Source organism: Stenotrophomonas sp. Steno-Z1, from assembly GCF_056393175.1.
The window spans coordinates 1-16,486 of the sequence record NZ_JBWJPB010000015.1; the positions used below are offsets into that span (position 1 = coordinate 1).

Here is a 16,486-nt window from a genome sequence, read left to right on the forward strand (position 1 = left end):
TTCGTCAAACCGGCGGTTGCATAGCTCCGCCGGTCTCGCGAATGGCGGGCCGGGAACCTCGGTCCGCCTTCGCCGTCTAAGGGAAGGCAGTTTTTCAGTACGCCAGTAGCTCAATTGGCAGAGCAGCGGTCTCCAAAACCGCAGGTTGGGGGTTCGAGTCCCTCCTGGCGTGCCACTTCTCCCTTCCAGCGGCCATGCCATGCCGCCTCAGCAGCCAGAGCCGGATGAACAGCAAGATCGAGCATTCCAAGGACAACACCTCTACCGGAGGTGACATCGTCAAGTACGCCGCCGCAACTCTTCTGGTGCTGGCGGGTCTTTTTGCTTGGTACTGGTTCGGCACCCCTGAGCATGCGTCCCAGAGTGCATGGGCCGGTCCGCTTCGCGGTCTGGCCGTTGTCGTTGGCCTGGTGGCCGGCGTTGGCGTGTTCCTGATGACCGGCAAAGGTCGCGACACGCGTGAGTTCCTTTCCGAATCGCGTTTCGAACTGCGCAAGGTTGTCTGGCCGACCCGCCAGGAAGCCATCCGCATGACCTGGGTGGTGATCGTGGTTGTGATCATCCTCAGCCTGCTGCTGGGCGGATTTGATTTCCTGATTCAGAAAGCGACCCAGTGGTTCCTGGGTCGATAAGGAGAAACCAGTGAAGCGTTGGTACGTCGTTCACGCCTATTCGGGCTTCGAAAAGTCGGTTGCGCAGGCTCTGCGCGATCGCATCGTGCGTGACGAGATGCAGGAGCGCTTCGGTGATGTCCTGGTCCCGACCGAGGAAGTGGTCGAAATGCGTTCCGGCCAGAAGCGCCGTTCCGAGCGCAAGTTCTTCCCGGGTTACGTGCTGGTCCAGATCGAGACCCACGAAGAAAACGGCATTCCGCGTATCGACAACGAAAGCTGGCACCTTGTGAAGGACACCTCCAAGGTGATGGGCTTCATCGGCGGCACCGCCGACCGTCCGTTGCCGATCCGTGACGAAGAGGCTGCTGCCATCCTCGATCGCGTTCAGGAAGGCGTCGAAAAGCCGCGTCCGAAGGTGCTGTTCGAGCCGGGCCAGATGGTCCGCGTCACCGAAGGCCCGTTCAACGACTTCAATGGCGTGGTCGAGGAAGTCAACTACGAGAAGAGCCGTCTGCGCGTCTCGGTGCTGATCTTCGGTCGTGCCACCCCGGTCGAACTCGAGTTCGGCCAGGTCGAAAAGCAGGCCTGATGCGCCTGCCCGGACCGGCGGGGCATGCTCCGCGGTCCGACCCATATGCCTGTACAGGCATGTGAAGAAAAAACCTGATATAGTGCGCGGCTTCCTGCCAGGAAGCTGGCAAAAAGCAAGGGCCGCCGCAAGGTGGCCTTCTGCGTGAATTCAAAACGCGATGCCGGGACGCGTGATTCCCGGTCCGATGGGGAGCCTGTTGTCGCAAGGCGCTAGCACCCGGAGAGTACTCACATGGCAAAGAAAGTTGTCGGTTACATCAAGCTGCAGGTGAAGGCCGGTCAGGCCAACCCCTCGCCGCCGGTCGGTCCTGCGCTGGGTCAGCGCGGCCTGAACATCATGGAATTCTGCAAGGCCTTCAATGCCGCCACGCAGAAGCATGAGCCGGGCCTGCCGGTCCCGGTCATCATCACGGCCTACTCGGACCGTACGTTCACCTTCATCACCAAGAGCACCCCGGCCGCCGTGCTGCTCAAGAAGGCTGCAGGCATCTCCTCGGGCTCCAAGCGCCCGAACACCGACAAGGTGGGCAAGGTGACCCGTAAGCAGCTGGAAGAAATCGCCAAGACCAAGGAAGCCGACCTGACGGCCGCCGACCTGGACGCCGCGGTGCGCACGATTGCCGGTTCTGCCCGTTCCATGGGCCTCGTGGTGGAGGGTTAAGAAGATGGCACAGACCAAGCGTGAGAAGGCCATCAAGGCCGCCGTCGTCCCGGGTAAGGCATATGCCTTCGAGGACGCCATCAAGATCCTGAAGACCGCTACCAAGGCCAAGTTCGTCGAGTCCTTCGACGTCGCTGTGCGCCTGGGCGTGGACGCCAAGAAGTCCGACCAGCAGGTGCGCGGTTCCACCGTGCTGCCGGCCGGTACCGGCAAGAGCGTGCGCGTTGCCGTCTTCGCCCCGGCCGGTGCCAAGGCTGACGAAGCCCTGGCCGCTGGCGCCGAAGCCGTCGGCATGGACGACCTGGCCGAGAAGATGCAGGCCGGCGATTTGAACTACGACGTCGTCATCGCCACCCCGGACGCCATGCGCGTCGTGGGTAAGCTGGGCACCGTGCTCGGCCCGCGCGGCCTGATGCCGAACCCGAAGGTCGGCACCGTTTCGGCCAACCCGGGCGAAGCCGTCAAGAATGCCAAGTCGGGTCAGGTGCGTTACCGCACCGACAAGGCCGGCATCATCCATTGCACCATCGGCAAGGCCGACTTCGCCGAAGACGCGCTGAAGTCGAACCTGCAGGCGCTGCTGATGGACCTGATCAAGGCCAAGCCGGCCACCTCGAAGGGCACCTACCTGCAGAAGGTTTCGGTCAGCTCGACGATGGGCCCGGGCGTCACCGTCGACCAGTCGTCGCTGACCCTGAAGTAATCGTTTCAAGCGGGTGCCGGGCCCAGGTCCGGTGCCCGCGATATTTGAAGGCAATCCGAGTGGGGTCCGCCCCGCGACGATAGCCGTCAAAGACCGCAGGCGCGGTCAGTGCGTACCGGCGACGGGCAGGGATGCTCGCTTTGGCAAGGAGTCGCCGCCGGCGCAGTACCGACCGCTTAATCGATTCCCCCGGGAATCACCCTGCGTAGATGGTGCCCTTCTGGAGTTTTTCTGGTTTACGCACGTCTGGGTTTACCCAGGTTGGCCATCCAGGTCTAGAACGGCCCACCCTTGGAACATCACCTGATGTTCCCGGCGTCCAGGATGGATACCGCCCAGGACCGCGCGCGGCAGGAGCCGTAAGCGGAGTTCAATTGGAGGAGTGCAATGGCTCTCAATCTGTCCCAGAAGCAAGAAGTAGTCGCGGAGCTGGCAGAAGTCGCCGCCAAGGCTCACTCCTTGATCGCAGCCGAATACGCTGGCACCACGGTCTCCCAGATGACCGCGATGCGCAAGCAGGCACGCGAAACCGGCGTTTTCTTGAAAGTTGTCAAGAACACGCTGGCGGCACGTGCAGTGGAAGGTACCGAATACGAATGCGCCAAAGACGCGCTCGTCGGTCCGCTGCTGTACGCGTTCTCGCTCGAGGAGCCCGGCGCAGCCGGTCGCCTGATCAAGGATTTTGCCAAGACCAACGACAAGCTGCAGGCAAAGGTCGTGGCCATCGGCGGGGAACTGTTCCCGGCTGGCCATGTCGACGTGCTGGCCTCGCTGCCGACCCGTGATCAGGCCCTGGCCATGCTGGCCCGCGTCCTGTCCGAGCCGGTCACGATGTTCGCCCGTGCCGTCAAGGCCGTGGCCGACAAGCAGGGTGGCGGTGAAACCGCTGACGCTGCCGAGCCGGTCGCCGAAACCGCCTGAGTCGACGTTTCCGTGGTTCCTGACGGAACCTCAACCCAGAAAATTATCCAAAGGTAATCAAAATGTCCCTTACCAACGAACAGATCGTCGACGCAATCGCCGAGAAGTCCCTGATGGAAGTGATGGAGCTGGTCAAGGCCATCGAAGAGAAGTTCGGCGTCTCCGCCGCTGCTCCGGTCGCCGCCGCTGTGGCTGGCCCGGCTGCCGTCGTTGAAGAGCAGACCGAATTCGACGTCATCCTGAAGTCGGCTGGCGACAAGAAGGTCGAAGTGATTAAGGCTGTCCGCGCCATCACCGGCCTGGGCCTGAAGGAAGCCAAGGACCTGGCAGAAGCCGGCGGCATGATCAAGGAAGCCGCTTCGAAGGACGACGCTGCCAAGTTCAAGAAGGACCTGGAAGCTGCTGGCGCGACTGTCGAAGTCAAGTAAGCAGTTCCTTGCCTCGCCATCGAATCACGGCGATGCAGCCAAGGCTGGGGGCGTAAGCCCCCGGCCTTTGGTCGTTGTTGCGACAACGACCGGTAGAGCCGACCGTGAGTCGGCTGCTGTAGAGCCGACCGTGAGTCGGCTGCTGTAGAGCCGACCGTTGGTCGGCTGCTGTAGAGCCGACCGTTGGTCGGCTGGTGTAGAGCCGACCGTTGGTCGGCTGCAGTAGAGCCGACCGTTGGTCGGCTGACCTTTCCGGCCCCAGGCCGGCGAGTTGGCAGTTGGAAGTAGCGGGAGAAGGCGTGCTGGTGCCGGCAATACCAGCGACTTCCAACTGACAATTTTCATGTTCCCTTCGGGCCGCGCCTGTACGGCGGCCCGCACAGCCAAGGTGAGACCCCATGACGTCATATTCGTTCACCGAAAAGAAGCGTATCCGCAAGGATTTCGGCAAGCAGCGCTCGATCCTCGAAGTGCCTTTCCTGCTCGCCATCCAGGTGGATTCCTACCGTGAATTCCTGCAGGAAAACATCGATCCGGCCAAGCGCCGCGATCTGGGCCTGCACGCCGCCCTGAAGTCGGTCTTCCCGATCGCCAGCTACAGCGGCAACGCCGCGCTGGAATACGTCGGTTACAAGTTGGGCGAACCGGTGTTCGACGAGCGCGAATGCCGCCAGCGTGGCATGAGCTACGGCGCGCCGCTGCGCGTGACCGTGCGCCTGGTGATCTACGACCGCGAGTCGTCGACCAAGGCCATCAAGTACGTGAAGGAGCAGGAGGTCTACCTCGGCGAAATCCCGCTGATGACCGACAACGGCACCTTCATCGTGAACGGTACCGAGCGCGTCATCGTGTCGCAGCTGCACCGTTCGCCGGGCGTGTTCTTCGACCACGACCGTGGCAAGACCCACAGCTCGGGCAAGCTGCTGTACAGCGCCCGCATCATCCCGTACCGCGGCTCCTGGCTGGACTTCGAGTTCGACCCGAAGGACGCCCTGTTCACCCGTATCGACCGTCGCCGCAAGCTGCCGGTGTCGATCCTGCTGCGTGCGCTGGGGTACAGCAACGAAGAAATGCTGGCCGAGTTCTTCGAGATCAACACCTTCCACATCAACCCCGATGAAGGTGTGCAGCTCGAACTGGTGGCCGAGCGCCTGCGCGGCGAGACCCTGAACTTCGACCTGGCCGACGGCGACAAGGTCATCGTCGAAGCCGGCAAGCGCATCACCGCGCGCCACGTCAAGCAGCTGGAAGCCTCGGGCATCGCCGCCCTGGCCGTGCCGGACGACTACATCGTCGGCCGCATCCTGTCGCACGACGTGGTGGACGCCAACACCGGTGAACTGCTGGCCCAGGCCAACGATGAAATCACCGACGAACAGCTGCAGGCCTTCCGCAAGGCCGGCGTCGATGCCGTGGGCACCCTGTGGGTGAACGACCTGGATCGTGGCCCGTACCTGTCCAACACCCTGCGCATCGATCCGACCAAGACCCAGCTGGAAGCCCTGGTCGAGATCTACCGCATGATGCGTCCGGGCGAGCCGCCGACCAAGGATGCCGCGCAGAACCTGTTCCACAACCTGTTCTTCACCTTCGAGCGCTACGACCTGTCCACGGTCGGCCGCATGAAGTTCAACCGCCGTGTCGGCCGCAAGGAAGTCACCGGCGAAGCCGTGCTGTACGACCGCAAGTACTTCGGTGAGCGCAACGACGAAGAGTCCAAGCGCCTGGTCGCCGAGCACGCCGACAGCTCCGACATCCTGGACGTGATCAAGGTCCTGACCGAGATCCGCAACGGCCGTGGCGTCGTCGATGACATCGACCACCTGGGCAACCGTCGCGTGCGTTCGGTCGGTGAAATGGCCGAGAACGTGTTCCGCGTGGGCCTGGTCCGCGTCGAGCGCGCGGTCAAGGAGCGCCTGTCGATGGCCGAATCCGAAGGCCTGACCCCGCAGGAGCTGATCAACGCCAAGCCGGTCGCCGCAGCCATCAAGGAGTTCTTCGGCTCCTCGCAGCTGTCGCAGTTCATGGATCAGAACAACCCGCTGTCGGAAGTGACCCACAAGCGTCGCGTCTCGGCCCTGGGCCCGGGCGGCCTGACCCGTGAGCGCGCCGGCTTCGAAGTGCGCGACGTGCACCCGACCCATTACGGCCGCGTCTGCACCATCGAAACCCCGGAAGGCCCGAACATCGGCCTGATCAACTCGCTGGCCGTGTACGCCCGCACCAACCAGTACGGTTTCCTCGAGACCCCGTACCGCAAGGTCGCCGACGGCAAGGTGTCCGATGAGATCGAGTTCCTGTCGGCCATCGAAGAAAACGAGTACGTCATCGCCCAGGCCAACGCCCTGACCGATGCCAAGAGCATGCTCACCGAGCAGTTCGTGCCGTGCCGTTTCCAGGGTGAGTCGCTGCTCAAGCCGCCGGCGGAAGTCCACTTCATGGACGTCTCGCCGATGCAGACCGTGTCGATCGCTGCCGCGCTCGTCCCGTTCCTGGAGCACGATGACGCCAACCGTGCACTGATGGGCGCCAACATGCAGCGCCAGGCCGTGCCGACCCTGCGTGCGCAGAAGCCGCTGGTGGGTACCGGCATCGAACGCGCCGTGGCCCGTGACTCGGGTGTGACCGTGAACGCCCGTCGTGGCGGCGAGATCGTGCAGATCGACGCCGGCCGCATCGTGGTCAAGGTCAACGAGGCCGAGATCACCGACGCGACCGACGCCGGCGTGGACATCTACAACCTGATCAAGTACACCCGCTCCAACCAGAACACCTGCATCAACCAGCGTCCGCTGGTCGAAGTGGGCAACGTGGTGGCGCGTGGCGACGTGCTGGCCGACGGTCCGTCCACCGACATCGGCGAACTGGCCCTGGGCCAGAACATGCTGATCGCCTTCATGCCGTGGAACGGCTACAACTTCGAAGACTCCATCCTGCTTTCCGAGCGCGTGGTGGAAGAGGATCGTTACACCACGATCCACATCGAAGAGCTGACCTGCGTCGCGCGTGACACCAAGCTGGGGCCGGAGGAAATCTCCGCCGACATCCCGAACGTCTCCGAGCAGGCCCTGAACCGCCTGGACGAGAGCGGCGTGGTGTACATCGGTGCCGAAGTGCGCGCCGGCGACATCATGGTCGGCAAGGTCACCCCGAAGGGCGAAAGCCAGCTGACCCCGGAAGAGAAGCTGCTGCGCGCGATCTTCGGCGAGAAGGCGTCGGACGTGAAGGACAGCTCGCTGCGCGTGCCGCCGGGCATGGACGGCACCGTCATCGACGTGCAGGTCTTCACCCGCGACGGCATCGAGAAGGACAAGCGTGCGCGCCAGATCGAGGAAAACGAGATCAAGCGCGTCAAGAAGGACTTCGACGACCAGTTCCGCATCCTGGAAGCGGCCATCTACGCCCGTCTGCGTTCGCAGATCGTGGGCAAGGTGGTCAACGGTGGTGCCGGCCTGAAGAAGGGCGACAGCGTCACCGACGCCTACCTGGACGGCCTGAAGAAGGCCGACTGGTTCGTGCTGCGCATGAAGGACGACGACGCCGCCGAAGCCATCGAGCGCGCCCAGAAGCAGATCCAGGCGCACGAGAAGGAATTCGAGCGTCGCTTCGCCGACAAGCGCGGCAAGATCACCGCCGGTGACGACCTCGCCCCGGGCGTGCTGAAGATGGTCAAGGTGTTCCTGGCCGTGAAGCGTCGCATCCAGCCGGGCGACAAGATGGCAGGCCGCCACGGCAACAAGGGTGTGGTCTCCAACGTGGTGCCGGTCGAGGACATGCCGTACATGGCCTCGGGCGAGACCGTGGACATCGTGCTGAACCCGCTGGGCGTGCCGTCGCGTATGAACATCGGCCAGATCCTGGAAGTGCACCTGGGCTGGGCCGCCAAGGGCCTGGGTCGCAAGATCCAGGGCATGCTGGAAGCCCAGGCCGCGATCAACGACCTGCGCAAGTTCCTGGACGATGTCTACAACCACGACAAGACCCAGCACGCCAACCACGTCGACCTGACCCAGTTCAGCGACGAGGAGCTGCTGCGCCTGGCCGGCAACCTGACCGACGGCGTGCCGATGGCCACCCCGGTGTTCGACGGTGCCACCGAAGCCGAGATCAAGCACATGCTTGCCCTGGCCGACCTGCCGCTGAGCGGCCAGACCCAGCTGTATGACGGCCGCACCGGTGAGGCATTCGATCGCCACACCACCGTCGGCTACATGCACTACCTGAAGCTGAACCACCTGGTCGACGACAAGATGCACGCCCGTTCGACCGGCCCGTACTCGCTCGTTACCCAGCAGCCGCTGGGCGGCAAGGCGCAGTTCGGCGGCCAGCGCTTCGGTGAAATGGAAGTCTGGGCGCTGGAAGCCTACGGCGCGGCGTACACCCTGCAGGAAATGCTGACGGTGAAGTCCGATGACGTGCAGGGCCGCAACCAGATGTACAAGAACATCGTCGACGGTGAGCACGAGATGGTCGCGGGCATGCCGGAGTCCTTCAACGTTCTCGTGAAGGAAATCCGCTCGCTGGCCATCAACATGGAACTGGAAGACAACTGATCGTGCAGGCGCGGCTGCCCCGGCAGCCGCGCCGCCGGAAGTGACTCGACAGCCCCATCGACAAGATTTCCTCCTTTCGGAGAAACACCATGAAAGACTTGCTGAACCTCTTCAACCAGCAGCGCCAGACGCTGGACTTCGACGCGATCAAGATCGCGCTGGCCTCGCCGGACCTGATCCGTTCGTGGTCCTTCGGCGAAGTGAAGAAGCCGGAAACCATCAACTACCGTACCTTCAAGCCGGAGCGTGACGGCCTGTTCTGCGCCGCCATCTTCGGGCCGGTCAAGGACTACGAGTGCCTGTGCGGCAAGTACAAGCGCATGAAGCACCGCGGCGTGGTCTGCGAAAAGTGCGGCACCGAAGTCACCCTGGCCAAGGTGCGCCGCGAGCGCATGGGCCACATCGACCTGGCCTCGCCGGTCGCGCACATCTGGTTCCTCAAGTCGCTGCCGTCGCGCATCGGCCTGATGCTGGACATGACCCTGCGTGACATCGAGCGCGTGCTGTACTTCGAAGCGTACGTGGTGACCGAGCCGGGCCTGACCGCCCTGGAGCGCCGCCAGCTGCTGACCGAAGAACAGTACCTGCAGGCGCGCCAGGAGCACGGCGACGACTTCGACGCCGCCATGGGCGCCGAGGCCGTGTACGAACTGCTGCGCACCATCGACCTGCAGTCGGAAATGACCCGCCTGCGCGAAGAAATCGCCAGCACCGGTTCGGAAACCAAGCTCAAGCGACTGACCAAGCGCATCAAGCTGGTCGAGGCCTTCCTCGAGTCGGGCAACCGTCCGGAGTGGATGGTCATGACCGTGCTGCCGGTGCTGCCGCCGGACCTGCGTCCGCTGGTCCCGCTGGACGGCGGCCGCTTCGCGACCTCCGACCTGAACGACCTGTACCGCCGCGTCATCAACCGCAACAACCGCCTGCGCCGCCTGCTCGAGCTGAACGCGCCGGACATCATCGTGCGCAATGAAAAGCGCATGCTGCAGGAATCGGTCGATGCGCTGCTGGACAACGGCCGTCGCGGCCGTGCCATCACCGGCACCAACAAGCGCCCGCTGAAGTCGCTGGCCGACATGATCAAGGGCAAGCAGGGCCGCTTCCGCCAGAACCTGCTGGGCAAGCGCGTCGACTACTCGGGCCGTTCGGTCATCGTGGTCGGTCCGTACCTGCGCCTGCACCAGTGCGGCCTGCCGAAGAAGATGGCGCTCGAGCTGTTCAAGCCGTTCGTCTTCGCCAAGCTGCAGCGTCGTGGCCTGGCCACCACCATCAAGGCCGCCAAGAAGCTGGTCGAGCGCGAAGAAGCCGAAGTCTGGGACATCCTGGAAGAGGTCATCCGCGAACACCCGGTCATGCTGAACCGTGCGCCGACCCTGCACCGTCTGGGCATCCAGGCGTTCGAGCCGGTCCTGATCGAAGGCAAGGCCATCCAGCTGCACCCGCTGGTCTGCACCGCGTTCAACGCCGACTTCGACGGTGACCAGATGGCCGTCCACGTGCCGCTCTCGCTGGAAGCCCAGCTGGAAGCGCGTGCGCTGATGATGTCCACCAACAACATCCTGTCGCCGGCCAACGGCGAGCCGATCATCGTGCCGTCGCAGGACGTGGTGCTGGGTCTGTACTACATGACCCGCTCGCTGGAAAACAAGAAGGGCGAGGGCATGGCCTTCGCCAACATCGCCGAAGTCAAGCGCGCCTACGACAACCGCGTGGTGGAACTGCACGCGCGCGTCAAGGTCCGCATCACCGAGGTGGTGACCGACGAAGACGGCAACAAGCAGAACAAGACCTCGATCGTGGACACCACGATCGGTCGCGCCCTGCTGGCTGAAATCCTGCCGGAAGGCCTGCCGTTCGCGCTGGCCAACACCGAGCTGACCAAGAAGAACATCAGCCGCCTGATCAACTCCAGCTACCGCCAGCTGGGCTTGAAGGACACGGTCGTGTTCGCCGACAAGCTGATGTACACCGGCTTCGCCTACGCAACCCGCGCCGGCGTGTCGATCGGCATCGACGACATGCTGATCCCGGACGAGAAGAAGGGCATCCTCACCGAGGCCGAAGCCGAAGTGCTGGAAATCCAGGAGCAGTACCAGTCGGGCCTGGTCACCGCCGGCGAGCGCTACAACAAGGTCGTCGACATCTGGTCGCGTACCAATGAACGCATCGCCAAGGCGATGATGGACACCATCGGTACCGAGAAGGTCGTCAATGCCAAGGGCGAGACCATCGACCAGAAGTCGATGAACTCCCTGTACATCATGGCCGACTCCGGTGCACGAGGCAGCCAGGCGCAGATCCGCCAGCTGGCCGGTATGCGTGGCCTGATGGCGCGACCGGATGGCTCGATCATCGAAACGCCCATCAAGGCGAACTTCCGTGAAGGCCTGAACGTGCAGGAGTACTTCAACTCCACCCACGGTGCCCGTAAGGGTCTGGCCGATACCGCGCTGAAGACCGCCAACTCGGGTTACCTGACCCGTCGTCTGGTGGACGTGGCGCAGGACGTGGTCATCACCGAGGTGGATTGCGGTACCACCGAAGGCCTGACCATGACCCCGATCGTGGAAGGCGGCGACGTCGTGGAGCCGTTGAAGGAGCGCGTGCTGGGTCGCGTGGTTGCCGAGGACGTGTTCCTGCCGGGCAATGACGAAGATCCGATCGTGACCCGCAACACGCTGCTGGACGAAGCGTGGGTGGCCAAGCTTGAAGACGCCAGCGTGCAGTCGGTGAAGGTCCGTTCGACCATCTCCTGCGCCTCGCCCTTCGGCGTCTGCGCCCATTGCTACGGCCGCGATCTGGCCCGTGGCCACATCGTCAACATCGGCGAAGCGGTCGGCGTCATCGCCGCGCAGTCGATCGGTGAGCCGGGTACCCAGCTGACCATGCGTACGTTCCACATCGGTGGTGCGGCGTCGCGTGCGGCTGCGGTGGACAACATCACCGTCAAGACCACCGGTTCGGTGAAGTTCAACAACCTCAAGTCGGTCGAGCACGCCAGCGGTTCGCTGGTGGCGGTCTCGCGTTCGGGCGAAATGTCGGTGCTCGATGCCCACGGCCGTGAGCGTGAGCGTTACAAGCTGCCGTACGGTGCGACCATCACGTCCAAGGACGGCGATGCGGTCAAGGCTGGCCAGACCGTGGCCAACTGGGATCCGCATAACCACCCGATCGTGTCGGAAGTGGCGGGTTTCATCCGCTTCATCGACTTCATCGACGGCGTCACCGTCATCGAGAAGACCGACGAACTGACCGGCCTGGCGTCGCGTGAAATCACCGACCCGAAGCGTCGTGGTTCGCAGGCCAAGGACCTGCGTCCGATCGTGCGTATCGTGGATGCCAAGGGCAATGACCTGACCATCCCGAACACCGATCTGCCGGCCCAGTACCTGCTGCCGCCGCGTTCCATCGTCAACCTGCAGGACGGCGCCGCCGTCGGCGTGGGCGACGTGGTCGCCAAGATCCCGCAGGAAGCGTCCAAGACCCGTGACATCACCGGTGGTCTGCCGCGCGTGGCCGATCTGTTCGAAGCGCGCAAGCCGAAGGATCCGGCGATCCTGGCCGAGCGTTCCGGCATCATCAGCTTCGGCAAGGACACCAAGGGCAAGCAGCGCCTGATCATCAAGGACACCGATGGTTCCGAGCACGAAGAGCTGATCCCGAAGTACCGCCAGGTGATCGTGTTCGAAGGCGAGCACGTGACCAAGGGCGAAACCATCGTGGACGGCGAGCCGAGCCCGCAGGACATCCTGCGTCTGCTGGGTGTCGAGCCGCTGGCGGCCTACCTGGTCAAGGAAATCCAGGACGTGTACCGCCTGCAGGGCGTGAAGATCAACGACAAGCACATTGAAGTGATCACCCGCCAGATGCTGCGCAAGGTCGAGATCACCGACCAGGGCAGCAGCAAGTTCCTGAATGGCGAGCAGGCCGAGCGCCAGCGCGTCATCGAGGAAAATGCACGCCTGACCAGCCGCAACGAGCTCATCGCCCGTTTCGATCCGGTCCTGCTGGGCATCACCAAGGCCTCGCTGGCCACCGAGTCGTTCATCTCGGCGGCGTCGTTCCAGGAGACCACCCGCGTGCTGACCGAAGCGGCCGTTCGCGGCACCTCGGACAACCTGCGCGGTCTGAAGGAAAACGTCATCGTCGGCCGTCTGATCCCGGCCGGTACCGGCCTAGCTTACCACGCCAACCGTCGCCGCAACGCGTCGGGCCTGACCGATTCGGAAATGCAGACCCTGTCCGGCAGTGCGCCGGTCGTGGTCGAAGCGCCGGCGGCCGTGGTCGAGTCGACCGAAGCTGAACAGGCTCCGGGCAGCGACGAGTAATACGCGGGCCCGGCTCCGGCCGGGTCGGCGGCAGGGCAGGGCACCGACTCCGGTCGGCGCCCGCCCGGCACCGGGTCCGGCCAGCGGTCGGACCGATGAATCAGCAGCGTCGGCCACTGGTCGGACGCCTGCCGATGAGGTAGGATGCCGGCCGGTCTTGCAAAGGACCGGCTTGACAACCTGAACGGGGGGCATGGAGAAGGCTCCCCTGTAACGGCCCGGGATCAGGGCTGGCTTGGCGCGTGCGCATTTGACTGCGTTTTCGCCAAGTTGCTACAATCGTCTGTCTCAGCAGGCCGGTTTCTCGCCTGCTCGCACATTTCCGCATTCAATGGCCAGTTTTTTCATTGGCCTCTCTCAGAAGAACATACTGATGGCGACGATCAATCAGCTTGTCCGCAAGCCGCGGCAGGCAACCACTTATAAGAGTGCCTCCCCGGCCCTCGATAAGTGCCCCCAGCGCCGTGGCGTCTGCACGCGCGTGTACACCACCACTCCGAAGAAGCCGAACTCGGCGCTTCGCAAGGTTGCCAAGGTTCGCCTGACCAACCAGGAAGAAGTGATTAGCTACATCGGCGGCGAAGGCCACAACCTGCAGGAACACTCCGTGGTCCTGATCCGTGGCGGTCGCGTCAAGGATCTGCCGGGTGTGCGTTACCACACCGTGCGTGGCTCGCTGGACGCCTCCGGCGTTGCCAAGCGTCGCCAGGGCCGTTCCAAGTACGGCGCCAAGCGTCCGAAGAGCTAAGGGAAAGTACACATGTCTCGTAAAGGTAATACGCCGCAGCGCTCTGTCCTGCCGGATCCGAAGCACGGAAGTGAAACCATCGCTCGTTTCATCAACATGGTGATGCTGAGCGGCAAGAAGTCGGTCGCTGAAAAGATCGTCTACGGTGCCATGGACGTGATCGGCGAAAAGAACCCGAACTCCGTCGAGCTGGTGCAGAAGGCTCTGGACAACGTGGCTCCGTCGGTCGAAGTCAAGTCCCGCCGTGTCGGTGGTGCCACCTACCAGGTGCCCGTCGAAGTGCGTTCGTCGCGCAAGATGGCCCTGGCCATGCGTTGGCTGATCGACTCGGCGCGTAAGCGTGGTGAGAACACCATGCCGAAGAAGCTGGCTGCCGAACTGCTGGACGCCTCGGAAAACCGTGGCGGCGCGATCAAGAAGCGCGAAGAAACCCACCGCATGGCCGAAGCCAACAAGGCATTCGCCCACTACCGCTGGTGAGTTTGACGGCCTTGCAAAACAGGCGCGGCGGCACGACTTAGTGCCGCCTCGCGGCACCTGGGGTGCCGCGCCAATCCGAAGGCCGCCGAAAGGCGGCGTTCGGCCATCCGAATTCCAAGAAATCGAGAGGCTCCCGTGGCCCGCAACACTCCCATCGAGCGTTACCGCAACTTCGGCATCATGGCTCACATCGATGCCGGCAAGACCACCACGTCCGAGCGCATCCTGTTCTACACCGGCAAGAGCCACAAGATCGGTGAAGTGCACGACGGCGCTGCCACCATGGACTGGATGGAGCAGGAGCAGGAGCGTGGCATCACGATCCAGTCCGCTGCCACCACCGCGTTCTGGAAGGGCATGGACAAGTCCCTGCCGGAGCACCGCTTCAACATCATCGACACCCCCGGGCACGTCGACTTCACCATCGAAGTCGAGCGTTCGCTGCGCGTGCTCGACGGTGCCGTCTTCGTGCTGTGCGCCGTCGGTGGCGTCCAGCCGCAGTCGGAAACCGTGTGGCGCCAGGCCAACCGGTACAAGGTGCCGCGCATTGCCTTCGTCAACAAGATGGACCGCACCGGCGCGAACTTCACCAAGGTCGTTGGCCAGCTGAAGGCCAAGCTGGGCGCCGTCGCCGTGCCGATGCAGCTGCCGATCGGCGCTGAAGAAGGCTTCAAGGGCGTCGTCGACCTGATCAAGATGAAGGCCATCCATTGGGATGAAGCCTCGCAGGGCATGAAGTTCGAGTACCTGGAGATCCCGGCCGACATGCAGGCGGAGGCCGAAGAGGCCCGCACCTACATGATCGAAGCCGCGGCTGAAGCCAGCGAAGAGCTGATGGAAAAGTACCTGGGCGGCGAAGAGCTGACCGAGGCCGAGATCGTCGAAGCCCTGCGCGTGCGCACCCTGGCCACCGACATCGTGCCGATGTACTGCGGTTCGGCGTTCAAGAACAAGGGCGTGCAGGCCATGCTGGACGGCGTGGTGCAGCTGCTGCCGTCGCCGATCGACGTGCCGGACGTGACCGGTACCGACGTGGACGATGAAACCATCGCCCTGAGCCGCAAGTCCGACGACAAGGCGCCGTTCTCGGCGCTGGCCTTCAAGATCATCACCGACCCGTTCGTGGGCGCGCTGACCTTCTTCCGTGTCTACTCGGGCACGCTGAATGCCGGCGACCAGCTGCTGAACTCGGTGAAGGGCAAGAAGGAGCGCATCGGCCGCATCCTGCAGATGCACTCCAACGATCGTGAAGAAATCAAGGAAGTGCTGGCCGGTGACATCGCCGCGGCCGTGGGCCTGAAGGACACGACCACCGGTGACACCCTGTGCTCGCAGGACCACCCGATCATCCTGGAGCGCATGGTGTTCCCGGAGCCGGTCATCTCGATGGCCGTCGAACCGAAGACCAAGTCCGACCAGGAAAAGATGGGTCTGGCCCTCGGCCGTCTGGCCCAGGAAGATCCGTCGTTCCGCGTCAAGACCGACGAAGAATCCGGCCAGACCATCATCTCGGGCATGGGCGAGCTGCACCTGGACATCATCGTGGATCGCATGAAGCGCGAGTTCAACGTTGAAGCCAACGTCGGCAAGCCGCAGGTTGCGTACCGCGAAACGATCCAGATGTCGGACGTGAAGTCGGACTACAAGCACGCCAAGCAGTCCGGTGGTAAGGGTCAGTACGGTCACGTTGTGATCGAACTGTCGCCGATCACCGATGCCGATCGTGCCGACCCGAAGATCGCGCCGCTGATCAAGGACGACTTCCTGTTCATCAACGACATCACCGGTGGCGTGATTCCGAAGGAATTCATTCCGTCGATCGAAAAGGGCCTGCGCGAAACCATCACCAGCGGTCCGCTGGCGGGCTTCCCGGTCGTGGACGTCAAGGTCAAGCTGGTGTTCGGCTCGTACCACGACGTCGACTCCTCGGAAATGGCGTTCAAGCTGGCGTCCTCGATGGCCTTCAAGCAGGGCTTCCAGAAGGCCAAGCCGGTCCTGCTGGAGCCGATCATGAAGGTCGAGATCGTGACCCCGAGCGACTATCAGGGTGACGTGATGGGCGACGTGAGCCGTCGTCGCGGCATGCTGCAGGGTTCGAGCGTGACCGGTGACGGTTCGGCTGAAATCATCAACGCGATGATTCCGCTGGGCGAAATGTTCGGCTACGCCACCTCGCTGCGTTCGCAGACCCAGGGTCGCGCGACGTTCACGATGGAATTCGACCATTACGAGCCGGCTCCGTCGAACATCGCTGAAACCGTGATCAAGAAGTCCTGAGCGTAAGCTCGGGACTCCACCTCCTTCTTTTCTGATATCCAAGGTATACAACAATGGCAAAGGGTAAGTTCGAGCGCACCAAGCCGCACGTCAACGTCGGCACCATCGGTCACGTCGATCACGGCAAGACCACGCTGACCGCCGCACTGACCAAGATCGGTGCCGAGCGCTTCGGTGGCGAA

12 protein-coding genes and 1 tRNA gene are annotated in these 16,486 nt (G+C 63.4%); all 13 read left to right on the top strand.

What is annotated here, in order from left to right:
* The first annotated feature begins 99 nt into the window (after positions 1-99).
* Positions 100-175: transfer RNA gene (locus AC06FD_RS20315), tRNA-Trp, on the top strand.
* A gap of 49 nt (positions 176-224) precedes the next feature.
* Positions 225-632 carry a preprotein translocase subunit SecE gene (gene secE / locus AC06FD_RS20320; RefSeq protein ID WP_259210312.1) on the top strand — a complete coding sequence of 136 codons (408 nt, stop codon included), beginning with the start codon at positions 225-227 and terminating at the stop codon, positions 630-632.
* 10 nt (positions 633-642) lie between these two features.
* Positions 643-1,203, top strand: coding sequence for a transcription termination/antitermination protein NusG (gene nusG, locus AC06FD_RS20325; protein WP_259210314.1), 561 nt, complete (start codon positions 643-645; stop codon positions 1,201-1,203).
* A 234-nt stretch (positions 1,204-1,437) separates the two neighbouring features.
* Positions 1,438-1,866: a 50S ribosomal protein L11 gene (gene rplK, locus AC06FD_RS20330; protein ID WP_259210315.1), complete on the top strand. Its 429-nt coding sequence runs from the start codon at positions 1,438-1,440 to the stop codon at positions 1,864-1,866.
* 4 nt (positions 1,867-1,870) lie between these two features.
* Positions 1,871-2,569 carry a 50S ribosomal protein L1 gene (gene rplA, locus AC06FD_RS20335; protein WP_017356003.1) on the top strand — a complete coding sequence of 233 codons (699 nt, stop codon included), beginning with the start codon at positions 1,871-1,873 and terminating at the stop codon, positions 2,567-2,569.
* Positions 2,570-2,956: 387 nt separating this feature from the next.
* Positions 2,957-3,490 (top strand): 50S ribosomal protein L10, encoded by a 534-nt coding sequence (rplJ, locus tag AC06FD_RS20340; RefSeq protein WP_259210316.1) that lies wholly within the window; start codon positions 2,957-2,959, stop codon positions 3,488-3,490.
* A 62-nt stretch (positions 3,491-3,552) separates the two neighbouring features.
* Entirely contained in the window at positions 3,553-3,918 is a 366-nt protein-coding gene (rplL, locus tag AC06FD_RS20345; protein WP_259210318.1) for a 50S ribosomal protein L7/L12, read from the top strand.
* 398 nt (positions 3,919-4,316) lie between these two features.
* Complete coding sequence (gene rpoB / locus AC06FD_RS20350; RefSeq protein ID WP_259210319.1) at positions 4,317-8,471, top strand: DNA-directed RNA polymerase subunit beta; 4,155 nt, start codon at positions 4,317-4,319, stop codon at positions 8,469-8,471.
* 89 nt (positions 8,472-8,560) lie between these two features.
* Positions 8,561-12,799, top strand: coding sequence for a DNA-directed RNA polymerase subunit beta' (rpoC, locus tag AC06FD_RS20355; RefSeq protein ID WP_259210321.1), 4,239 nt, complete (start codon positions 8,561-8,563; stop codon positions 12,797-12,799).
* Between the two features lie 373 nt (positions 12,800-13,172).
* Positions 13,173-13,547 (top strand): 30S ribosomal protein S12, encoded by a 375-nt coding sequence (gene rpsL, locus AC06FD_RS20360; RefSeq protein WP_017356008.1) that lies wholly within the window; start codon positions 13,173-13,175, stop codon positions 13,545-13,547.
* A 12-nt stretch (positions 13,548-13,559) separates the two neighbouring features.
* Positions 13,560-14,027 (top strand): 30S ribosomal protein S7, encoded by a 468-nt coding sequence (gene rpsG, locus AC06FD_RS20365; protein ID WP_017356009.1) that lies wholly within the window; start codon positions 13,560-13,562, stop codon positions 14,025-14,027.
* A gap of 135 nt (positions 14,028-14,162) precedes the next feature.
* On the top strand, positions 14,163-16,304 hold the full coding sequence (gene fusA / locus AC06FD_RS20370; protein WP_259210325.1) for an elongation factor G: 2,142 nt from the start codon (positions 14,163-14,165) through the stop codon (positions 16,302-16,304).
* 53 nt (positions 16,305-16,357) lie between these two features.
* A partial coding sequence (locus AC06FD_RS20375) for a GTP-binding protein (RefSeq protein ID WP_049472324.1) occupies positions 16,358-16,486 on the top strand: 129 nt, incomplete at its 3' end.

What these genes read in the sequence shown, in the direction of transcription:
- rplJ (WP_259210316.1), top strand. Translation starts at nt 2,957, where the DNA reads ATGGCTCTCAATCTGTCCCAGAAGCAAGAAGTAGTCGCGGAGCTGGCA.
- secE (WP_259210312.1), top strand. Translation starts at nt 225, where the DNA reads ATGAACAGCAAGATCGAGCATTCCAAGGACAACACCTCTACCGGAGGT.
- rpsG (WP_017356009.1), top strand. Translation starts at nt 13,560, where the DNA reads ATGTCTCGTAAAGGTAATACGCCGCAGCGCTCTGTCCTGCCGGATCCG.
- rpoC (WP_259210321.1), top strand. Translation starts at nt 8,561, where the DNA reads ATGAAAGACTTGCTGAACCTCTTCAACCAGCAGCGCCAGACGCTGGAC.
- rpoB (WP_259210319.1), top strand. Translation starts at nt 4,317, where the DNA reads ATGACGTCATATTCGTTCACCGAAAAGAAGCGTATCCGCAAGGATTTC.
- rplL (WP_259210318.1), top strand. Translation starts at nt 3,553, where the DNA reads ATGTCCCTTACCAACGAACAGATCGTCGACGCAATCGCCGAGAAGTCC.
- rpsL (WP_017356008.1), top strand. Translation starts at nt 13,173, where the DNA reads ATGGCGACGATCAATCAGCTTGTCCGCAAGCCGCGGCAGGCAACCACT.
- rplA (WP_017356003.1), top strand. Translation starts at nt 1,871, where the DNA reads ATGGCACAGACCAAGCGTGAGAAGGCCATCAAGGCCGCCGTCGTCCCG.
- rplK (WP_259210315.1), top strand. Translation starts at nt 1,438, where the DNA reads ATGGCAAAGAAAGTTGTCGGTTACATCAAGCTGCAGGTGAAGGCCGGT.